This window comes from Campylobacter sp. CFSAN093241, assembly GCF_012889595.1.
In the GTDB taxonomy this organism is placed as follows: Bacteria; Campylobacterota; Campylobacteria; order Campylobacterales; family Campylobacteraceae; genus Campylobacter_D; species Campylobacter_D jejuni.
This window is the reverse complement of record NZ_CP040612.1, coordinates 605,497-626,009: the sequence shown is the minus strand read 5'-3', so window position 1 is coordinate 626,009 and position 20,513 is coordinate 605,497. Positions and strand designations below refer to the sequence as shown.

The 20,513-nt window shown below is 30.1% G+C and carries 22 protein-coding genes; 5 read left to right on the top strand and 17 right to left on the bottom strand.

Going from position 1 to position 20,513, the window contains the following annotated elements; translation table 11 throughout:
* Positions 1-15 precede the first annotated feature (15 nt).
* A complete protein-coding gene (locus FBE96_RS03255; protein WP_002871803.1) occupies positions 16-1,806 on the top strand; it encodes an aminopeptidase P family protein in 1,791 nt (596 codons plus the stop codon).
* Between the two features lie 119 nt (positions 1,807-1,925).
* On the opposite strand, the gene mrdA is transcribed toward FBE96_RS03255, so the two are convergent.
* The 12 genes from mrdA to FBE96_RS03195 all read right to left on the bottom strand — a co-directional run bounded on the left by mrdA (position 1,926) and on the right by FBE96_RS03195 (position 12,703).
* A complete protein-coding gene (gene mrdA, locus FBE96_RS03250) occupies positions 1,926-3,731 on the bottom strand; it encodes a penicillin-binding protein 2 (protein ID WP_002874299.1) in 1,806 nt (601 codons plus the stop codon).
* Positions 3,732-4,226: a membrane protein gene (locus FBE96_RS03245; protein ID WP_002872382.1), complete on the bottom strand. Its 495-nt coding sequence runs from the start codon at positions 4,224-4,226 to the stop codon at positions 3,732-3,734.
* Positions 4,223-4,819 carry a ribosome biogenesis GTP-binding protein YihA/YsxC gene (gene yihA, locus FBE96_RS03240; protein ID WP_002867727.1) on the bottom strand — a complete coding sequence of 199 codons (597 nt, stop codon included), beginning with the start codon at positions 4,817-4,819 and terminating at the stop codon, positions 4,223-4,225. Before yihA ends, FBE96_RS03245 begins: the two co-directional genes overlap by 4 nt.
* Positions 4,816-5,277: an LptA/OstA family protein gene (locus FBE96_RS03235; protein ID WP_002859586.1), complete on the bottom strand. Its 462-nt coding sequence runs from the start codon at positions 5,275-5,277 to the stop codon at positions 4,816-4,818. The genes yihA and FBE96_RS03235 overlap by 4 nt, the downstream gene beginning before the upstream one ends.
* Entirely contained in the window at positions 5,259-5,774 is a 516-nt protein-coding gene (locus tag FBE96_RS03230; RefSeq protein WP_002868423.1) for a hypothetical protein, read from the bottom strand. The genes FBE96_RS03235 and FBE96_RS03230 overlap by 19 nt, the downstream gene beginning before the upstream one ends.
* Entirely contained in the window at positions 5,765-6,253 is a 489-nt protein-coding gene (locus tag FBE96_RS03225; protein WP_002872380.1) for an HAD-IIIA family hydrolase, read from the bottom strand. The genes FBE96_RS03230 and FBE96_RS03225 overlap by 10 nt, the downstream gene beginning before the upstream one ends.
* A gap of 5 nt (positions 6,254-6,258) precedes the next feature.
* The gene (locus FBE96_RS03220) at positions 6,259-7,086 is read right to left on the bottom strand and encodes a septal ring lytic transglycosylase RlpA family protein (RefSeq protein WP_002852227.1); all 828 of its coding nucleotides are present in this window, start codon (positions 7,084-7,086) and stop codon (positions 6,259-6,261) included.
* A complete protein-coding gene (locus FBE96_RS03215; protein WP_002852087.1) occupies positions 7,046-8,164 on the bottom strand; it encodes a lytic transglycosylase domain-containing protein in 1,119 nt (372 codons plus the stop codon). Before FBE96_RS03215 ends, FBE96_RS03220 begins: the two co-directional genes overlap by 41 nt.
* A complete protein-coding gene (locus FBE96_RS03210; protein WP_145599598.1) occupies positions 8,164-8,979 on the bottom strand; it encodes a TatD family hydrolase in 816 nt (271 codons plus the stop codon). The genes FBE96_RS03215 and FBE96_RS03210 overlap by 1 nt, the downstream gene beginning before the upstream one ends.
* Complete coding sequence (gene cbrR, locus FBE96_RS03205) at positions 8,970-10,214, bottom strand: bile resistance response regulator CbrR (RefSeq protein WP_145599597.1); 1,245 nt, start codon at positions 10,212-10,214, stop codon at positions 8,970-8,972. The genes FBE96_RS03210 and cbrR overlap by 10 nt, the downstream gene beginning before the upstream one ends.
* A 105-nt stretch (positions 10,215-10,319) precedes the next feature.
* On the bottom strand, positions 10,320-11,843 hold the full coding sequence (locus FBE96_RS03200) for an AAA family ATPase (RefSeq protein WP_002859988.1): 1,524 nt from the start codon (positions 11,841-11,843) through the stop codon (positions 10,320-10,322).
* Entirely contained in the window at positions 11,843-12,703 is an 861-nt protein-coding gene (locus FBE96_RS03195) for an NAD(+) kinase (protein ID WP_002868426.1), read from the bottom strand. Before FBE96_RS03195 ends, FBE96_RS03200 begins: the two co-directional genes overlap by 1 nt.
* A gap of 91 nt (positions 12,704-12,794) precedes the next feature.
* Here FBE96_RS03195 and aspS point away from each other — a divergent pair, with 91 nt between their 5' ends.
* From aspS to msrA, 4 genes are read left to right on the top strand one after another with little or no spacing between them, the layout of a single operon-like run.
* Positions 12,795-14,546, top strand: a complete 1,752-nt coding sequence (aspS, locus tag FBE96_RS03190; protein WP_002874290.1) for an aspartate--tRNA ligase — start codon at positions 12,795-12,797, stop codon at positions 14,544-14,546.
* Positions 14,543-15,121: an adenylate kinase gene (locus tag FBE96_RS03185; RefSeq protein WP_002859580.1), complete on the top strand. Its 579-nt coding sequence runs from the start codon at positions 14,543-14,545 to the stop codon at positions 15,119-15,121. Before aspS ends, FBE96_RS03185 begins: the two co-directional genes overlap by 4 nt.
* A 9-nt stretch (positions 15,122-15,130) precedes the next feature.
* The gene (gene ppa / locus FBE96_RS03180; RefSeq protein ID WP_002867724.1) at positions 15,131-15,649 is read left to right on the top strand and encodes an inorganic diphosphatase; all 519 of its coding nucleotides are present in this window, start codon (positions 15,131-15,133) and stop codon (positions 15,647-15,649) included.
* Between the two features lie 41 nt (positions 15,650-15,690).
* The gene (gene msrA / locus FBE96_RS03175) at positions 15,691-16,188 is read left to right on the top strand and encodes a peptide-methionine (S)-S-oxide reductase MsrA (RefSeq protein ID WP_002852283.1); all 498 of its coding nucleotides are present in this window, start codon (positions 15,691-15,693) and stop codon (positions 16,186-16,188) included.
* Positions 16,189-16,363: 175 nt separating this feature from the next.
* Here msrA and FBE96_RS03170 read toward each other — a convergent pair whose 3' ends face one another.
* Genes FBE96_RS03170 through ilvC form a run of 5 tightly spaced genes read right to left on the bottom strand, consistent with a single transcriptional unit; the run spans position 16,364 to position 20,483 of the window.
* Positions 16,364-17,203 (bottom strand): RsmB/NOP family class I SAM-dependent RNA methyltransferase, encoded by an 840-nt coding sequence (locus tag FBE96_RS03170; RefSeq protein WP_002866496.1) that lies wholly within the window; start codon positions 17,201-17,203, stop codon positions 16,364-16,366.
* Positions 17,204-17,231: 28 nt separating this feature from the next.
* Positions 17,232-17,615 (bottom strand): Holliday junction resolvase RuvX, encoded by a 384-nt coding sequence (ruvX, locus tag FBE96_RS03165; protein ID WP_002852281.1) that lies wholly within the window; start codon positions 17,613-17,615, stop codon positions 17,232-17,234.
* Positions 17,612-18,385: a DNA-processing protein DprA gene (locus FBE96_RS03160; RefSeq protein ID WP_002868431.1), complete on the bottom strand. Its 774-nt coding sequence runs from the start codon at positions 18,383-18,385 to the stop codon at positions 17,612-17,614. Before FBE96_RS03160 ends, ruvX begins: the two co-directional genes overlap by 4 nt.
* Positions 18,375-19,457: a divergent polysaccharide deacetylase family protein gene (locus FBE96_RS03155; RefSeq protein WP_002864866.1), complete on the bottom strand. Its 1,083-nt coding sequence runs from the start codon at positions 19,455-19,457 to the stop codon at positions 18,375-18,377. The genes FBE96_RS03160 and FBE96_RS03155 overlap by 11 nt, the downstream gene beginning before the upstream one ends.
* A 3-nt stretch (positions 19,458-19,460) precedes the next feature.
* Positions 19,461-20,483, bottom strand: coding sequence for a ketol-acid reductoisomerase (gene ilvC / locus FBE96_RS03150; protein ID WP_002852218.1), 1,023 nt, complete (start codon positions 20,481-20,483; stop codon positions 19,461-19,463).
* Between the last annotated feature and the right edge of the window lie 30 nt (positions 20,484-20,513).

Here is a 20,513-nt window from a genome sequence, read left to right as displayed (position 1 = left end):
TATTAAGGAGAAAATATGAGTATTTACAAACAAAGAGTATTAGAACTTAGAAGATTAATGAAAGAAAATAATATTGACGCCTATCTCATCTTAAGTGCAGATCCGCATTTGAGCGAATATTTACCAGAATATTACAAAAACAGAGTCTTTATCAGTGGCTTTAAGGGTTCTGTTGGAACAGTTCTTATCACACAAGAAGAGGGCTTTTTGTGGGTAGATGGAAGATATTGGCTTCAAGCACAAAAGGAATTAGAAGGTAGTGGCATACTTTTACAAAAGCAAGATGCTAAAAATACTTTTACCAAATGGTTGGAAAAAAATTTAAGCGAAGATCAAATTTTAGGCATCGATTTTGCACTTTTACCTTTATCTTTGCAAAAAGATTTAAAGATTAATTGCAAGGCAAATTTAAAACATATAGATTTGATAAGTCCACTTTGGAAAGATCGTCCCACTTTACCACAAGAAAAAATTTATGAACACGAACTAGAATACTGCTCTTACTCAAGAAAAGAAAAATTAGCATTAGTGCGTCAAAAAATGAAAAATTTAAATGTTACCTCTCATTTAATCTCCAGCCTTGATGATATAGCTTGGCTTACAAATTTAAGAGGGAATGATGTAAATTATAATCCTGTATTTTTAAGTCATTTGCTAATCTTGGAAGACAAAGCCTTGCTTTTTGTTGATCAGAAAAAAGTAAATTCAGAACTTGAAAAAAAATTAAATTTAGATGGGTTTTGGCTTAAAAATTATGATGAAATCATCATGGAGCTTGAAAAACTTGCAAATACAAATTTGCTTATTGAACCTTCAAAAATGACCGCTTTACTCATAAATTCTTTAGATAAAAGCGTAAAAATCATTCAAGAAATTAATCCAAGCACTCACTTAAAAGCAGCTAAAAATACAAAAGAAATAGCGCATATACAAGATGCTATGATAGAAGATGGAGTGGCTTTATGTAAATTTTTTGCCTGGCTTGAAGAAGCGATAGAAAATAAAGAACTAATAAGCGAATTAGACATAGATGTTAAAGCAAGCGAATTTAGAGCACAAAGCAAGTACTACATAAGTGATAGTTTTGCCACTATAGCAGGCTTTAACGAAAATGCAGCATATCCACATTATAAAGCCACAAAAGAGAGTTTTGCTTATCTTAAAAAAGATGGGCTTTTACTTATTGATTCTGGTGGACAATATAAAAACGGCACAACAGATATTACACGCGTTGTACCAATAGGAAAGGCTAATGCAGAACAAATTCATGACTATACCTTGGTTTTAAAAGCACATATTACCATTTCCAGTGCAATTTTTCCAAAAGATATAGCTATGCCCTTACTTGATGCAATCACACGCGCACCTTTATGGAAAGAACAAATTGACTATATACACGGCACAGGACATGGCGTGGGATATTTTTTAAATGTCCATGAAGGTCCACAAGTTTTATCTTATCTATCCCCTGTGCTTGAAAAAACAAAAGCCAAAGAAGGTATGCTAACCTCCATAGAACCAGGTATTTATAAAGTAGGTAAATGGGGTATAAGACTTGAAAATTTAGTTATTCATACCAAAGTAGAAAATCCTAAAAATAAAGATTTTGGAGAGTTTTTATACTTTAAACCTGTTACTCTTTGTCCTTTTGAAATATCTTGTATTGATACAAAAATGTTAGATGAAAAAGAAAAAGAGTGGTTAAACAATTACCACAAAGAAGTATTTGAAAAACTTTCTCCTAAGCTAGGTGATTATCCAAAAGCTCTAGTTTGGCTTGAAAAAAGAACAAAAGCCATCTTTTAAGATACTTTTGTTAATATAGATAAATTTTCCTTGTATTAAACTTATAATTTATTTAATACAAGGTTTTTAAACCAATTGCTAAAAAAATTTTTTTGAAAAACTCAATTTACAACTAAAAATTATTTAAAATATCCAAGATCAATCATTTTTTGATAAATTTTAGCTACAGTTGCCCCTGAAGTAATATTTCTCCCACCATGCTCCAAAAGAACGGTAACTACATATTTTGGCTTAGAATAAGGAGCATAAGAAGTAAGCCACGCATGAGATCTAGTATAATACTCAAATTGTTTTTCATCGACCCTATTTTTATCTGTTTGTGAAAATCCCACAACCTGAGCGGTTCCTGTTTTTGCTGCAACTTTCACATCAAGATTATGCAAATAACGATAAGAGGTTCCTCCTTGCTCATTAGCAACAGCATACATTGCATCTCTTATATAAGGCAATTGACTCTTTTCAAATAAAGTAAAAATTTCTTTTTTATTTTCATCCATTTGATTTTCTATAGTTGTATTATTATTTTCTATGCTTTTTAAAAAATGAGGTATAACCTCTCCACCTTTTGCGATTTGAGCCGTATATCTAGCAATTTGCATAGGTGTTGCAAGAAAATTACCTTGACCTATAGCTGTATTTAAAGTATCACCTTGAAACCAAGATTGTCTATATCTTTGCATCTTCCATTCTTTGCTTGGTAAAGTTCCTACAAATTCACTAGGTAAATCTACCCCTGTTTTCACTCCAAAGCCAATGCGAGATAAAGTTTCACTTATTTGATCGATTCCAACTTGCAAACTGCCATTATAAAAATAAACATCACAACTATATTTTATCGCATGTTTTAAATCCACAGGTCCATGGCCTGATCGATTCCAACATCTAAAAAACCTGCCTCCAAGCTCAATGCTTCCATTGCAAACATATTGAGTTGATGGACTAATATTTTTAGAATTTAAAAAAGAAAGCCCTACTCCCATTTTTACAACAGAACCTGGAGGATAATATCCATTTATAAGTTTATTTGTAAAAGGATGATCAAGACTATTTGAAAGCTCATCCCAATCCTTAAAAGAAATCCCTGTTACAAAAGGATTAAGATCATATTCAGGGAAACTCCCTGCAGCTAAAATAGATCCATCATTTACATTCATAATTATAGCAGCCCCAGCATTTCCTTCAAACAATGAAGTTAAATAAGACTGAAGCTCTATATCTATCGTAAGTTCTATATCATTAGACTTAGCAGGAATGTAAGAAAGCTGTTCTACTTCTTGATTTAAGGCATTAACCTTATAAACTCTAGTTCCTTTTTCTCCTTGTAAAATATCATTATAATAGCGTTCTATACCGCTTTTTCCCGTATAGTTAGAAAGTTTTGCTATTTCATTTTCTTGAACATCTTGCAAATTTGCCTTACCTACATACCCAATAATATGCGAAGCTAATTTTCCAAAAGGATATTTTCTTTTTACAACAGGATCTATTTTTATTGTTTTATTAAGATTTAACTCTGAATAATGCGGAATAATCTCATCGTAGGGTATAAAATCTACAACTTTAATAAAATCTTGATTATAGTAAGAATCATTTCTCTTATAAATTTCTGCTAATTTACTAGCATTTAAATCGGGAAATAAATTTGTAAGTTCAGATAATTCTTTATCCAAAATTCCTTTATTTGACTTTTTAATACTTAAATAAGGTTTAATAGAAATACTAAAACCCAAATCATTAATAGCCAATAAAGTTCCATTTCTATCTGTAATTTGACCCCTAACAGGTGCTAAAAATTCGGTTTTTATGGCATTTTGTTTAGCAAGCTCTTCATAATATACATTTGATTTTATACTCAAATAATACACACGACTTAATAAAAATATAAAAAACAATAGTATAAATCCAACAACTAAACGCATTCTCATTTAAATTTTACCTTTAAAAAACACATAAGCTAAACAACATTCTATAAAAACTGAAACAATATATGCCCATCCTAAAATTTTAATTTTTTCATCTCCAATATAAGACAATATCATATCCAAAAACAAAATAATGCCGTAAGCACAAAGTACAAAAACAACAGGGATAAATTTACCAATTTTTAAATTTGTCTTAATCCAATCTGCACAAAGATAATAAAAAATAAAAAATGCCAACCAAGATGAAAAAATAAAAAAATTATAAGTTATATCAGTAAAAAATAAAAAAAATAAAGAAAAATACCATCTAAAATCAAGCTTTGAAAAAGTTCTTTCTCTCTCTTCTAGTAAGCAAAACATATAACAGAAAAAAATCCCATAAAGTAACGGAGTATATATAAAAGTCGAACCAAGAATCTGATAGATTAGAAAAAAAAATCCTAAAAAGACATAAGCTCCATTAAATTTTGCTTTATAAGCACTTAAATTTCTTCTCATTTATCAAGACCTAAAGTTTGATTGATAATAATATCTTCTAAAGAATCAAGGCCAAATTTATTCAAATTTGAAACTAAAATAGAGTCTTTAAATTCATTTTTTAACTTAGCTTTTTCACTTTGATTTAATTTATCGCATTTGGTAAAAACTTTTAAAATTTTTTGATCAGGTCGTAAAAATCTTTTCAAATAGTCATTTAAATTTACATCGATCTCTAAATGAGTATGTCTTGAGTCGATTAAATGTATAAATAACTTTATCGAGGTTCTTAATTTTAAAAATTCATCTAAGTTTTGATTCCATATTTCTTTTAAATTTTTAGAAACCTTTGCATAACCAAACCCTGGCAAATCGATAAAATTGATATTAAATTTTTCTTCATTTCTTTTGCAAATTACTTCGAAAAAATTTATAAGCTGAGTTTTTCCAGGAGTTGCCGAACTTTTGGCTAAATTTTTTTGTTTACACAAAGAATTGATTAAAGAACTTTTTCCGACATTAGAACGCCCCAAAAATGCTACTTCACTAAAATTTGAGCTCAAATTCTCATCAAATTTCACTAAAGAAGTGATAAATTTAGCACTAATTATCATTTGTCTTTAAGATCAAACACAAAACGAGCAGGTTTTTGATCCTTGCTCTCTACTCGATAAATATTAGCTTTTCTATCGACTATTATTTTATCACCAAAAAGTTTTTGATTGCTTCCAAGCTCATTTATATAAGCATGACCATTAATCTCGTAAGTATCTTTAATAACATTATAAATAAATTTATCTCCACTACCTTTATAAGTTTTACCTTTTAAAACAATCTTAAACCTAGCATTTTGCATTGCTTCATAACGAATAGGTTTGCGATTTTTATCCGTATAAATAATCAATTTTTCAGAATTTAAAATATCATCACCTCTAATTACTTCTACATTTCCACTAAGAATACTTTCACCCTTATTTTCATCTGAGTAAAAATTTAAAGCTTTTACTTCAATTTGAGTTGCCCAAGTTACACTTACACAAGCTAACAATAAAATTATTTGTCTTGCAACCACGCATTTACTCCTTGGATATTTAAAATTTTGTTTTTTACATCATAGTTTAAAGTATTTCCGTTAATAATACTTCCATTGATCAGAGCTTTAAAATTAGTATTTGTGTGTAAAATTTTATCCTTAGGTTGGTATTCTACCTCTTGAGAAATAATTTTGACATTATTAGAACCTATATAAGTAACATTTCCTTCAAACAAAACCTTGCTCATATCTTTATTGAAAAACTCTAAACGATTCGCACTAAGATTAAAATCTAAATTTAAAGTAATAAAATCATTAAATTTATCTCTATCTGCATATCTCACCCAAGAATTTGCCTTATAATATGCCTTAATTGTACTAGCATTACTCTCATAAGCTTTCAAATTTTTAGCCTCAATATTTTTAAAATTTAAAGCATTAGTTTGCAAATTCAAAGAATACGGATCTTGCAAACTTAAAATCGTAAAAGTAATTGTAAAAAGAGCAATTAAAATTCCAAAAATTTTTATAGCCAAAGCTTATTCCATTCTTCTTTTAGATGATTTTTTTCTACTAAAATTTCTATCATCTGTGCTACAGCAGCCTTACCACCTTTTTTGCTAAGCACTATGTCTACATTTAAATCTTTATGACCATCTTTTGGCTTAAAACTAAGTCCTACACTTTCAAGTAAAGCCTTATCATTAAAATAATCCCCAATAGCCGCACACTGAGAAAAATCTAAATTAAGTTTTTGTAAAATTTCTTTTGCACAAGCTAACTTATCTTTGATACCTTGATATAAAATTTCTATTTTTAAATCTTTAGCTCTTTTTTCAACACAAGGACAATTTCTACCTGTAATAATAGCAATTTTTTTACCAAGCTTTAGCCAAGCCTCGATAGCCGCTCCATCTTTTACATCAAATTCTTTAATAAATTCTCCATTAGAAGTATAAATAATTTTTCCATCAGTTAAACAGCCATCTACATCCAAAAAAATCAATTCTGTCATAATTTCTACTCTCTTACAACAAATGCACCTGCAAATGCACCACTTGCAGCAAAATCCCTTGCTTCATCTTCACTTCTAAAGCCTGTTAAGAAAACGCGATTTAACCCATCCACTGAGCTTGTGCGTATAGTAGAGCTATAAGTTCTGTAAGTTTTATATCTTGCTGCTATCGTTTGTGCTCCGGCTGGATTTTTAAAGGCTCCAATTTGAACCATGAAATTTCCACCTTCATAAATTTGTCCATTATTTGCAATCTCTCCACTATTTCCATAGTTTACATTAGAATGCACAATATTATTACCCGAATTACTTGATCCAAACCCTATAACCTCAAGCCTTACTGGAGCTGTTCCTGAAGCAATCATATCAATTTGACTGGCAGCTCCTTTTGATAAATCTATAATACGATTATTTACAAAAGGACCCCTATCATTCACACGAACGGTAACTTGACGATTATTATTTAGATTGGTTACTTTTAAGATGGTATTCATAGGTAAAGTTTTATGAGCCGCGGTTAAAGCATTTTGATTATAGGTTTCGCCATTAGAAGTTTTTTTACCGTGAAAGCCTGGCCCATACCAACTCGCAATACCATCAGCAGTTTCGCCTACTGCTACAACAGTAGGATAATAAGTTTTACCGTTGATAGTATAAGGCTTCATCGTTCCTTTAGTCCCTGAAGAACTAGGACTGCTTTTAAAATCATTTGAAGGATAATACACTTGAGCATTATCCAAGCTAGAAAAAAAACTAGTGCCTAAACAACCACTAAAAAATAAAGCCCCTAGACTAACGGCTGACAACTTTAGTGTAATTGTTTTTATTTGCATTTTTATTCTCCTTGATTGGTATAATTAATTTTTGATTAATACTAAGATGATTTTTTGCTATTTTATTGAATTCTCGAATTTCATCAACACTTATATTATAATTTTTTGCTATTTTATATAAAGAGTCACCAGACTTAACGGTATAAGTTCTTGTCATAGGTATAGTTGTATCAACCTTCGCAAGTTTTTCTGCTTTAAAATTTTTATCAAAAAATGCTACTTTATTAAGTGGTATATACATATAATACCCTTTACCAGGAGGCGTAAAATTATGTTTAAATTGTGGATTATATTTCTTAAAAGTTGCAAGATCCATATTTAAATTTTTAGCTATTTCTTTTAAAGATGCAGAAGAAGGCACATCAACTTTTGCAAATTCATTGCTTAAAGCATAATTCATTAAAGACGCATCTTTATCTAGTAAAAAATCCCTATCATTAGCTAAAAAAGCAAGCGTTAAAATCTTTCTTATAAAATTTCTAGTTTCTAAAGAAAGATATTTCTTATCAGGGTTCAATAAAACACTTAAATCATCACTTCCTGCTTGCTTGATAGCTTGTCTTAGCTTGCCATTTCCGCAATTATAAGCTAAAAGTGCCAAATACCATTTGCCAAATTCTTCTTTTAACTCTTTTAAATAATTTGTAGCGGCATAAGTTGACTTGACTGGATCACGCCTTTCATCAACATAAGCATCGATTCTTAAACCCAAATTTCTAGCTGTTGGTTGCATAAATTGCCAAACCCCTACAGCCTTGGCATTAGAAACGCTATGAGTTTTCAAGCCTGATTCAACCATAGCTAGATACAAAATCTCATCAGGAACTTCCTGCTGGGCTAAAATTTTTCTTATCATAGGAGTAACTTTTGAAAAATTTTGCATGCTATCTATTAAAGTTTGAGCATGTTTTGATTTTATATCTTGTTGAGTTTGCACAAAAATCAAATCACTGATAAAACTTGGATTAATATCTAAATTTCTTAAAACATTCATTTGTCTTTCATAAAATTCAGGAGTATTAATTTGTGCAAAAAGAAAATTAAAACATATTAAAAAACACAATAAAATTTTTTTCATTAAAAACCTTTAAAAAATAATTTTTCAGAATTATTAAAACAAATTTCTAGAAGTTCTTTTCTTGATAAATTCAATACTTCACACATTTTGTTTGCTACAAATTGAGTTAACAAAGGTTCATTTCTTTTACCACGATAAGGCTCTGGAGTAAGATATGGAGCATCAGTTTCAAGCAACAATCTATCTTTTGGAATTTTAGGTAAAATTTCAACTAATTTCTTAGCATTTTTAAAAGTTAAAACTCCCCCAATACCAAAATAAAATCCATCTTCAAAAAGAGTTAGTAAATGTTCGCTTGCATTAAAGCAGTGTAAAACTCCTCCTACAAGATCCTTAGAATACCCATGTAAAATCTCATAAGTATCATGATTTGCTTCTCTTGAGTGAATGATAACAGGTTTTTTAAATTCAATAGCAAGTTCAAGCTGTGCGATAAAAATCTTTTTTTGATTTTCTTTTTCTTTTTGAATTTCTTCAGCAAGATCACTTTTAAAACGGAAATAATCAAGCCCACATTCACCTACAGCTACACATTTTTCATCGCATAAATACTGCCTTAAAATTTTCTCATCATAATTATCAATTTCATAAGGATGCACTCCTGCTGCAAAAAAAATGTTTTTATATTTATGAGCAATTGTAGCTGCATCAGGTAAGTCTTTTATATCAGCACCAGGTATGATGATTTTCTCTATACCATTTTTAAAAGCACGATTTAAAGTTTCATCTAAATCATCTTTAAATGCTTCACTGTCTAGATGGCAATGCGTATCAACAATCCTTAAACCATCTTGAAAATCAAGATTTAAGAACATACTTCAACTCTATCCTTGCCATTATCTTTTGCTTGAGACAATATTTTACTTGCTTTATCAGCCAAAGAATCAATCTTATCTCCACTTTTTCCAAAAACCACGCCTATAGAAGCTGTAAAAAAGACTTCATCTAAATTAACTAAAACACCAGCCTTTTTTATATTTACTCGTATACGAGAAAAGATTTTAATCGCTCTTTCTTGGGATATATTTTTAAGCAAAATACAAATTTTTTCTGCACTATATCTACCTACAAGATCTCTTCCTTTAGTTTCATTGACTATTTCATTGGCGCAGATTTTAATTACTTCATCACCAACTTCACGGCCGTATTCATCGTTAATCATTTGAAGATTATCTATATCTAAGAAAGCAAAAGCAAATTCCTCGTCTTTTATTGCTATTTCGTTAAAATAATCATCTATTCCATCAATTAAAGCATTATAATTTTTAACCCCAGATACAGGATCTAAAACATTATAAGTGCTTAAAAATTTTTTATCATCCATGTAAGATAAACAACGATCTAAGCGACAATTAAAACTTTCCTTGCTTAAAGGCTTAAACAAATACTCATTAACTCCATTTTTAAAAGAATTCGCTTCAAATGAATCATTATGATCCCCCAAAAGAATCACACCTAATTCATCATCACTAAAACGTTCTCTTACTTGAGTCAAAAGCTCAAAACCGCTAATTACTGGCATATTGACATCTGCTATAATAAGCTTAACATCATTATTATCATTTAAATAACTCATTGCTTCTTCACCATGAGCCGCAGCTAAAACATTAAATTGTCTTTGAGTAAGTATTTTTTTAATTTCATTACGTTCAGGTAGCTTGCTCATAGCTACAATCACTTTAGTTTTTGCATATTGATTAAGTTTTACAATAGAACTAATAATCTCATCAATGCAAGTTTCACTTTCTTTAAAAATATAATCTAATATATCTTTATCCATAAATTTTTCTTTAGTAGCCTTATCACCACTAGCCGTAAGAACAATAGCAGGAATTTTCTTTTCTATAACATAATCCACAACTTCACCATTTGGGGCATCTGGCAAGCATAAATCCACAAAAGCTAAAAAATAATCATTATTCATTAACTCCTTAGCTTCAGCAAAACCAAAAGCAATATCTACCTCATAATCTAAAGTCATTTGAATTTTTTTAGCCAAAAGTTTGCCGAGCATTTTATTGTCATCAATAATTAAAATTTTCTTATTCATAGTGTGTAAAATACCTTTATATCTAAAATTTTTTATTATATTTGTTTTAAAAGAAAGGAAATTTTTATAGTTATATATTTTAACATAGCAAAATAAAAAATCCGCTTAATTCTTAAATAAGGTCTTAGCAAATTCGATCGCTTCATCACTAACAAGCTCTCCACTTACCATCCTAGCAAGTTCTTTAATTCTTTCTTCTTGATCAAGCTTTTTTACCTTACTTTCTTCACCATTTTTTTCAACTAAAAAATGATTATGTGCCTTAGAGGAAAGTTGAGGCAAATGAGAAATAGCAAAAATTTGATAAAACTTAGAAAGTTCCTCTAAAACCTTAGCTATACTCATAGCCTCTTTTCCGCTTAAATTTGCATCAATTTCATCTAAAAATAATATCCCTTTGCCTGTATTTAAAATATTACATTCTGTGGCTATAAAAGCAAGTCTTAAGCGATTTAATTCACCCGAACTTAAATTTTTTAAATGAGCTAAATTAATATCTAGCATTATCTCATCTTTGCCTAAAATTGAAATTTTTTCATTTTCTTTAAGCGTCAAACTTGCATCTTTCATATAAAGATCTTTAAGATAATTATTTAAACATTTTTCTAATTTTTTAAGGTTTTTCTTTCTTGTTTGAGTTAAAATTTGTGCTTTTTCTTCTAATTTTTGTTTTAATTCTTGAAATTTTTTTTCAAGTTCTTTTTTTTCAAAACTTAAATTTTCATAATGCTCTAGCTCATATTTTTTTTGTTTTAAAACTTCTAAAGCATTTTCTATGCTTTCATAACGCTTGATAAGATAGGATAAATTTTCAATGCGATCTAAAAGCGCCTCCACATCAAAATCCAAATCTTCCATTTTTTGATTTTCGCAAATCACACGCAATTCATTCAAACATTCACTAAAAAAACTCGCATCAACTTCGCTTAAATTTAAAGCTTCAATAACAACTTTTTCAAGCTCAAAAATACGCTCTGCCTTACTCCAAGCTTCTTCTAATTTATCTTTTTTAGAAAGCTTTTTTTTAAGTATTAAAAGCTCTTCATACTCACCTATTTTAGGATTAATGCTTGAAATTTTTTCAATTTGTGCTCTAGCTAGTTCTTTTAATTCTTCTACTTTTTTTTCTTCTTCTAAAATTGCATTAAGCTCATTAGAAATTTGACTATAAGCATTAAAATCTTTTTTAAAATCTTCTAAAAAGGAAACAAAATTTGTATTTTCTTGCATCTCCAAGGCATCTAAGAGATTTAAAAATTTTTCATTTCCAAATTCGTTATTTTCCTTTGCGCTTAAATACTTAATAAAAGTTTTACTTAAATTTTGCAAACTTTTTTTCGCTATGCTTTGATTGTTAATAAAATATTTTGTGTTTTTTTCTTTTAAAAGCTTAAAAACATTCTCCTCTTCACTTTCTATACCAAAACTTTCTAAATCCAACTTATCATCTAGTTCTATTTCGACAATTTTAGCCTCACTTTCACTCAAAGAAAATGCGGATAAAATTCCTTTAAACAAAACTGATTTTCCAGCTCCACTTAGCCCCGTAAAAACGGTAAGTCCTTTAGAAATTTCAAGCTCAGCCTTTTTAAAACCAAGATTTTCTTTCATAAAAATTCTATTTATCATCAATTTCCCCAGTGTAATTTTTCTTTTAAAATTTGAAAATAATCCCTATTTTTTGGGTGAATTAAAGCCACATTTTTATCACTTAAACCCACTTTTATACTTTTAAAATCATTCATTTTATAATTTTCTTGCCCATCAATGCAAAGTATACAATCCTTTGCCATAATCTCTATTTCAAAACCTTTTGGTAAGACAATAGGGCGTTGTGTTAAAGAATGAGAACAAACAGGAGTTAAGATAAAAGCTTGAGCTAAAGTATAAACTATGGGCCCATTTGCACTTAAATTATAAGCTGTTGAACCCGCAGGAGTTGCAACAATAAGCCCATCTCCAAAATATTCATTAAATTTCTTTTCTTTTCTAAAAACTTCTATATGAGCCATAGAAGCTTGATTGTTTTTACTGATGACCACATCGTTAAAAGCTAATTTTTCTAAAATTTTTCCTTGCTTATCTTCTAAAAAAACACTTAACAAATAAGGCTTTTCTATTCTAAATTCTCCTTGAAAAAAAGCTTGAAAAAAATTTTCAGCTTCATCAACTTTAAAATCTGTTAAAAAACCTAAATGTCCAGCATGAATTCCTAAAACTGCTTTATCATATTCACAAGCTTTACGACATAAAGAAATCAAAGTTCCATCTCCACCTAAAGAAATAACAAAATCAGATATTTTAAACAAATCATCCAATCCATACTTTGGCAAATCTAAAATTTCAGAACTTTCTTTAAACAATACAAGTTCAACTTTATATATAGATAAAATCGATTGAAGTTTTAAAATTTCCTTATCTAAACTCACATTGGGTCGTGTAACAAGTCCAATTTTTTTAATATTTTTATGATCTATTTTATTTTGCATAAAAAATTATATCAAATCTTAGCAAAGCAAAAGAATAAAAATACTATAATTTTGCTCATTATCTTAAAAAATCTTTTTTCAAGGAATAAATTTGCGAAGTCATTATAATACAAACTTGGGAATTTCCCATGTTGGTCAAAGCGTTAAACTTTGCGGTTGGGTAAATAGCTACCGCGATCATGGTGGAGTTATTTTTATAGATTTAAGAGATAGAAGTGGTATTATCCAACTTGTTTGTGATCCAAATGATAGCAAAGAAGCTCATGAAATCGCTTCCAATGCAAGAAATGAATTTGTACTTATTGCAGAAGGCACTATTCGTCCGCGTGGTGAAGGACTTGTAAATCCTAAATTAAAAACAGGAGAAATCGAAGTAGTTGTTTCTAAACTTACCATAGAAAATGAAAGTGCCGTACCTCCTTTTGCTATTGCTGATGAAAGTGTAAATGAAGAATTACGCTTAAAATATCGCTTTTTAGATTTAAGAAATCCTAAACTTTATGAAAATTTTGCCTTGCGTTCTAAAGCTTGTATAGCAGCTAGAAATTCTTTGGCAAATATGGGATTTTTAGAAGTTGAAACCCCTATTCTTACCAAAGCTACTCCCGAAGGCGCAAGAGATTATCTCGTGCCTTCTCGTGTGCATCAGGGTGAATTTTATGCTCTTCCACAAAGCCCTCAGCTTTTCAAACAACTTTTAATGTGTAGCGGTTTTGATCGTTATTTTCAAATTGCAAAATGTTTTAGAGATGAAGATTTAAGAGCTGATCGCCAACCTGAATTCACACAAATTGATGTTGAAATGAGCTTTTGCGAACAAAAAGATGTGATCAAGGTAGCTGAAACTTTTTTAAAAGATATTTTCAAAGCTTGCGGCAAAGAAATTCAAACCCCTTTTAGACAAATGCAATACAAAGACGCTATGGAAAATTATGGCTCTGATAAGCCGGATTTAAGATTTGATCTTAAATTTATTGATGTGATTGATATTTTCACTAAGTCAAATAATGAAATTTTTGCAAATATTGCCAAAGATACAAAGAAAAATCGCATCAAAGCCATACGCGTTCCAAAAGGCGATACTATTTTTTCAAAAAGACAAATGCAAAGATTTGAAGAATTTGTGCGTAAATTTGGCGCCCAAGGCTTAGCTTTCATACAAGTTAAAAAAGATGGGCTTAAAGGTCCACTTTGTAAATTCTTTAGCGAAGAAGATTTAAATGAGCTAAGCAAACGCTGTGAGCTTGAAGTAGGAGATGTGGTATTTTTCGGTGCAGGAGCTAAAAAAACCGTGCTTGATTATATGGGAAGATTTAGAATTTTCTTAGCCAACGAGTTAAAACTTATAGATCCAAATGCCTTGGAATTCTTATGGGTTGTTGATTTTCCTATGTTTGAGCAAAATGATGACGGAAGTTATTCTGCGATGCACCATCCTTTTACCATGCCAAAAAATATTGATGAGACTGATTTAGAAGAAATTTCATCTATTGCTTATGATGTAGTGTTAAATGGCGTTGAGCTAGGTGGAGGTAGTATAAGAATCCATAAAAACGATATTCAACAAAAAGTATTTAAACTTTTAAATATCGATGAAGAGCAACAAAAAGAAAAATTTGGCTTCTTACTTGATGCTTTAAATTTTGGTGCTCCACCACATGGAGGTATCGCTATAGGACTTGATAGACTCATCATGCTAGTTACAGGAGCAAACAGCATAAGAGAGGTTATAGCCTTTCCAAAAACCCAAAGAGCGCAATGCTTAATGACAGATGCACCATCGCCTGCTAGCAATGAAGCAATGAGAGAATTAGGAATCAAATTAAGGGAGAATATAAAATGAAAGAATTGTTTTTAATCATAGGTGCACCAGGTAGTGGAAAAACTACCGATGCTAGTTTAATCGCACAAGCAGATGCGACAAATATCACACACTATTCAACAGGAGATCTTTTAAGAGCTGAAGTAGCAAGTGGGAGCGAGCTTGGAAAAACTATAGATAGTTTTATCTCCAAAGGCAATCTTGTTCCTTTAGATGTTGTTATAAATACTATAGTTTGTGCTCTAAAAGCTGCTCCAACTAAAACTATCATCATCGATGGCTATCCAAGAAGCGTAGAGCAAATGATGGAATTTGATAAGGTTTTAAGTGAGCAAAATGAAATTTGTCTTAAAGGCGTCATAGAAGTAAGAGTAAGCGAAGAAGTTGCCAAAGAAAGAGTTTTAGGCAGAAATCGTGGCGCAGATGATAATGAAGAAGTGTTTTACAATAGAATGAAAGTTTATACAGAACCTTTAAATGAAATTTTAGATTTTTATCAAAAGAAAAAACTTCATTTTATTATCGATGGAGAGCGCGCTATCGAACCTATCGTTGCAGACATGAAAGAACTGATTAAAAAAATTCAAAGTATATAAGGAGAAAAAATGAATTTAAACAAAATCAAAATCGGAGATATTCCAAATAAAATCAATGCCGTAATTGAAATTCCATATGGCTCAAATATAAAATACGAAATCGATAAAGATAGCGGTGCTATCATGGTAGATCGCGTTATGGCTAGCGCGATGTTTTACCCAGCAAACTATGGTTTTATTGCTAATACTTTGGCTGATGATGGTGATCCTGTAGATATTTTAGTGCTTAATGAATATCCTATCCAAGCTGGAGCTGTGATTCCTTGCCGCTTAATCGGTGTTTTAATCATGGAAGATGAAAGTGGAATGGACGAAAAACTTCTTGCAGTTCCAAATTCAAAAATAGATGCGAGATATGATAATATAAAAACTTATACAGACTTACCACAGGCAACTTTGAATAAAATCAAAAACTTCTTTGAAACTTATAAAATTTTAGAACCAAATAAATGGGTTAAAGTGCAAGACTTCAAAGATGAAAAAGCCGCAATTGAAATTTTAGAAAAAGCAATCAAAAACTATAAATAATCTTAGCCCTTTCAAAGGGCTAAGATTAAGGAAAACTCGCAATGAAAAATATCATTTTAGGTGGTGGTTGTTTTTGGTGTATTGAAGCCGTATTTGAACGTCTAAAAGGTGTAATCAATACTGAAGTTGGATATAGCGGAGGAAAACCAAATCCTAGCTATGAAAGCGTGTGTAATGGTGATGGTAACATAGAAGTTGTCAAAATAAATTACGATGAAAAACAAATCTCTCTTCTTGAAATCCTAATACTCTTTTTTAAAATTCATGATCCAACAAGTATAGATAAACAAGGTGAAGATATTGGCATACAATATCGCTCAATAATATTTTACGAAAATGAAGAAGATAAAATTTTAGCTCAAAATTTCATTGAAGAACAGCAAAAAATATTTAGTAAAAAAATAGTTACTAAAATTTCAAGATTGCAAACTTACTATAAAGCTGAAAACTATCATCAACATTATTTTATAAATAATCCCGATCAAGGATATTGTCAAGCTGTAATAGCTCCAAAACTGCAAAAAATACAATCAGACTAATTTCATCTTTTTAAGGTTAAAAAAAATTCAACTTTATTCACAGCCTTTTCACGCTGTGATTTTCTTTTCAAAGTACTTAAAAATAGAACTTTAAGCTTTAAAATAAAGAAAAAATTATTTATTGTTTTTTAAGTTTTTTTATGAATTTGTATTTAAATGTGAATAATTTTATCAATTAACATAATTTCCTAAGTTTAGCTATGAAAAATCCATCATAGTCTAAGCTTGGTAAAATCCGTCTGCATTTTGAAATTTCAGCAAATTCTTCACTTTGCCCTGCTTTAGCCTCAACATTTTCCAAATCAATATCTAAAAGCTCTAATTTAAACTCACTTTTTAAAGCATTCTCTATCACTTCTTCATTTTCTTCTTTGGTAAAGGTGCAAGTACTATATACAAGCTCTCCACCTATTTTTAATGCCTTTAAAGCAGAATGTAGAAGTTTTTTTTGAGTTTTTGCAATATTTTTGATTTCTTTATAACTTTTTTCCAAATCAAAACCTATTTTAGCAAAAGTCGAACAAGGTGCATCAAGTAAGATTTTATCAAATTTTAAAGGACATAAATTGCCTATATTTTTACCATCTTTCATAAAAACTTTAGCATTCACGCCGTAATTTTTAAGATTTTTTTGCAAAATAAAAAATCTATCCCTACTCATCTCATTGCAAGCTAAATAACCTGTATTTTGCATAAAATTTGCAAGATTGATACTTTTACCACCCGGAGCTGCACACATATCAAGAACCCTTTGCCCTGCTTTGACTTCTAAATTTAAAGCACACAAATAAGAAGAATAATTTTGTATATAAAAGTGCGCCTCATTAAAAGCTTTCATAGAACTTAAGATAGCCTTATCTTTGGCATCAAACAAATAACAATAAGCATTGATCTTTTTAAATTTTAATTTTTGTTTTAAAAATTCTTTTTCTAATTCTTCAATGCTAATTTTTAAAGTATTTGCAAATACACAAACATTTTTTTCTTGAGTAAAAGAAGATAAAATATTTTGCATTTCATCTTTGGTATAAAGTTTTTCTATTCTAGAGAGCAAAATAATCCTTTATCATGATAAAAGCGGATAAGGAGTCTAATTTACCATCTTTTTTGCGTGTATTGGCTACGCCGTATCCTAAAGCTTCTTTGCTTGTTCCGCTTTCATCTACAAAGCAAATTTCTTTATCAAATTCAAGCAAAGAAACAAAATGCTTAATGCGTCTTGTCATTTCTTCTTCACTTGATCCACCCTTAGGAATGCCTACAATGAGTAAAGAAATCTCATGTATTTTAAGTAAATTTTTGATTTCATTAGCGGCTTGATTGCGATTTTTTCTTAAAACTGCATCTAAAGGCAAAGCGATCTTTTTATCTATGCAAAGCGCTACACCTATGCGTTTTAAACCTACATCTAAAGCCAAAGCTCTCATGCTAAAACCCTTATAAAAAGCCCTTCTATGGAAATTTTTCCCTCAAGTTCATATTCATAAACTTTTTGTCCATAAATTTTTAAAGCCTCATCAACACTCACACCTTTTTTACAAAACTCTAAAAACTCATCTTGATTTATATCTATACTTGCAAACTCACTTACAAATTCTTTAAAATCACAAATTAACTTTGCTTTATTTTCCTTTAAAAGAAAATTAGTTCCTGTGCTTTCTTCTAGTCTTTGTGGTAAAACATATAAAGGTTTATTGAGTTCTAAAGCAAGTTTTGCACTCTGCATAGAACCACTTTTTATATCTGCTTGTGCAACCACAACGGCCTTACTTAAAGCAATAACCAAACGATTTCTTAGTAAAAAATCATAATTTTTTGGCAAATAATCATCTTCGTATTCACTTAAAGCTAAAGCATTTTCATAAATTTGTTTAATGATTTTTTCATTAGTTCTTGGATAAATTTGATCTAAACCATTGGCAAAAATACCTATAGTATTTGGCATAGCTGCCATACTTGCGGTGATATCCACACCCAAAGCACCGCCACTTACCACGCAAAGATGAGCATTTTTAAGCATACTCGCTAAGGAAAAAACACAATTTTTCGTATAAACACTCATACGCCTTGAACCTATAATAGCGATTTTATCTTGTTTTAATAAAGATAAATTTCCTTTATAGTGTAATTTTTTAGGAGGCTTTTTTAAATCTTTAAAAAGTTCTAAAAATTCATCAGGCAAAATTTCACTTGCCATAAATTTCACTCAAATACACAAGATCAACGCCTTTTAACAAATCCTTACTTTGCTCTAAAGCTTTAAAAGTATTTTTCCTAGGATGTCCTATGGCTATAACAAAACCTTTTTTTTGTGCAAGTTTTACCGCACTTTCAAGTTGTTTTTTAACATAATTAACATCATCTTCATTATCCAAAAACACATCTCTTTGTATATAAGGCATACTGAGTTCTTTAGCGATTTTATTTGCCTTAGAATTTCCTATAGTTTTAGAATCTACAAAAAATATATTTTGATTTTTTAAAGCCTCGTAAAGCTTTCTCATAGCTTCTTCATTGCTTGTAAATAAACTTCCTGTGTGATTATTGATATATCTTAAATCCTTAAAATCTTTTTTAATTTGCTTGATTTTTTTAAAAATTCTTTCTTTGCTATCATTTGGATTTAAAGTATCAAGCTCGGGTTTATTGTAATTAATTGCTGCTAAAGGTAAATGCACCATATAAAAATCAAATTTTAAAGCAAGTTTTGGCGTTTCGCTATGGTTTTTATCTGGCGGAAAAAAAGAAGGATTTAACTTTAAATTTAAAGCTTTTAAACCTCTAACCTGACTTGCATTTGCCATATCATCGATAATAATGGCAAGTTTTGGTTTTTTAGAAATTTTATTTAAATGAATATCTTCATTAAAAGTTAAATTTTGATCTTGGGTTAAATTTGTATCTTTTAGAATAAAATTTTGTTCTAAACTCTGATTTTGCTCTAAACTTAAATTCTGCTCCACACTGCTTAAATTTTGCTCATTTAAACTTGTATTTAAATCATCAATTTCTTGAATTTTTTGCTCTAAAATACTTACAGATTTATTATTATCAAACTCATTCTCTTGAAAAATACCAATTTCATAATGATCTTTATTTAATGAAATTAAATCTTCTTGCTTATCAATAAAATAATCCGGCTTAACAGAAGAAACATCTTGGGAATTTTGATATTTTACTAAAATTCCCAAAGCTAAAGCTATGCAAAGTAAAAAAAGTATAGCTATGATTAAATAACGCTGAATTTGAACTAATTTTTTCTTTGACAATGTTTAGTTCTTATCTTTATCTACTAATTTTTTAGCACTGATCCAAGGCATCATAGCACGCAAATTGCGTCCTGTTTTTTCTATCAAAGAATCATTCATATTTTTGCGTTCTGCATGCATTCTAGCAAAACCTGCACGGCGTTCTAAGATAAAATCTTTTGCAAAAACACCATTTTGTATATCTTTTAAAACACCTTTCATCGCTTTTTTAGTCTCTTCAGTGATAATCTTTGGCCCTGTGATGTAATCGCCGTATTCTGCAGTATTTGAAATAGAATAACGCATATCTGCAATACCACCTTGATAAATCAAATCCACAATGAGTTTCATTTCATGCAAACACTCAAAATAAGCCATTTCAGGTTCATAACCTGCTTCAACCAAAGTTTCAAAACCTGCTTGAATCAAAGCACTAAGTCCACCACAAAGCACAGCTTGCTCACCAAAAAGATCTGTTTCTGTTTCGGCTTTAAAGGTTGTTTCTATAATACCTGTACGTCCACCCCCAATCGCGCTTGCATAACTTAAAGCTAAATTTTTAGCATTTTTACTTTCATCTTGATGAATAGCTATCAAGCAAGGAGTTCCACCACCTAAAGTAAATTCATTTCTTACTGTATGTCCTGGTGCTTTAGGTGCTATCATGATAACATCTACACCTTTTGGAACAACAATTTGACCATAGTGGATATTAAAACCGTGTGCAAAAGCTATAGCCTTACCTTCACTTAAATTTGGTTTTATTTCGACATTAAAAATATCTGCTTGAATTTCATCAGGAGCTAAAATCATAATCACATCCGCTATCTTAGAAGCTTCACTTACACTCATTACTTCAAAACCAGCATTTTTTGCTTTAACAGCACTTACACTACCTTCGCGAAGTCCGATAGTTACATTTACGCCATTATCCCTTAAATTCATCGCATGAGCGTGTCCTTGAGAGCCAAAACCTATAATTGCTACTTTTTTTGATTTGATTAAATTTAAATCACAATCTTTATCATAATATACTGTAATAGCCATATTCACTCCTTAAAAATTCAAAAATTAAAG

Excerpts from the sequence above, each read along its gene's own strand:
- FBE96_RS03200 (WP_002859988.1), bottom strand. The coding sequence starts at position 11,843 with ATGATAAATAGAATTTTTATGAAAGAAAATCTTGGTTTTAAAAAGGCT.
- ruvX (WP_002852281.1), bottom strand. The coding sequence starts at position 17,615 with ATGAGAGCTTTGGCTTTAGATGTAGGTTTAAAACGCATAGGTGTAGCG.
- FBE96_RS03195 (WP_002868426.1), bottom strand. The coding sequence starts at position 12,703 with ATGCAAAATAAAATAGATCATAAAAATATTAAAAAAATTGGACTTGTT.
- ppa (WP_002867724.1), top strand. The coding sequence starts at position 15,131 with ATGAATTTAAACAAAATCAAAATCGGAGATATTCCAAATAAAATCAAT.
- ilvC (WP_002852218.1), bottom strand. The coding sequence starts at position 20,483 with ATGGCTATTACAGTATATTATGATAAAGATTGTGATTTAAATTTAATC.
- FBE96_RS03225 (WP_002872380.1), bottom strand. The coding sequence starts at position 6,253 with ATGACAGAATTGATTTTTTTGGATGTAGATGGCTGTTTAACTGATGGA.
- FBE96_RS03170 (WP_002866496.1), bottom strand. The coding sequence starts at position 17,203 with ATGCAAAATATTTTATCTTCTTTTACTCAAGAAAAAAATGTTTGTGTA.
- FBE96_RS03160 (WP_002868431.1), bottom strand. The coding sequence starts at position 18,385 with ATGGCAAGTGAAATTTTGCCTGATGAATTTTTAGAACTTTTTAAAGAT.
- mrdA (WP_002874299.1), bottom strand. The coding sequence starts at position 3,731 with ATGAGAATGCGTTTAGTTGTTGGATTTATACTATTGTTTTTTATATTT.
- FBE96_RS03245 (WP_002872382.1), bottom strand. The coding sequence starts at position 4,226 with ATGAGAAGAAATTTAAGTGCTTATAAAGCAAAATTTAATGGAGCTTAT.
- FBE96_RS03185 (WP_002859580.1), top strand. The coding sequence starts at position 14,543 with ATGAAAGAATTGTTTTTAATCATAGGTGCACCAGGTAGTGGAAAAACT.
- msrA (WP_002852283.1), top strand. The coding sequence starts at position 15,691 with ATGAAAAATATCATTTTAGGTGGTGGTTGTTTTTGGTGTATTGAAGCC.
- FBE96_RS03215 (WP_002852087.1), bottom strand. The coding sequence starts at position 8,164 with ATGAAAAAAATTTTATTGTGTTTTTTAATATGTTTTAATTTTCTTTTT.
- FBE96_RS03255 (WP_002871803.1), top strand. The coding sequence starts at position 16 with ATGAGTATTTACAAACAAAGAGTATTAGAACTTAGAAGATTAATGAAA.
- cbrR (WP_145599597.1), bottom strand. The coding sequence starts at position 10,214 with ATGAATAAGAAAATTTTAATTATTGATGACAATAAAATGCTCGGCAAA.
- yihA (WP_002867727.1), bottom strand. The coding sequence starts at position 4,819 with ATGATAATTAGTGCTAAATTTATCACTTCTTTAGTGAAATTTGATGAG.
- FBE96_RS03210 (WP_145599598.1), bottom strand. The coding sequence starts at position 8,979 with ATGTTCTTAAATCTTGATTTTCAAGATGGTTTAAGGATTGTTGATACG.
- FBE96_RS03220 (WP_002852227.1), bottom strand. The coding sequence starts at position 7,086 with ATGCAAATAAAAACAATTACACTAAAGTTGTCAGCCGTTAGTCTAGGG.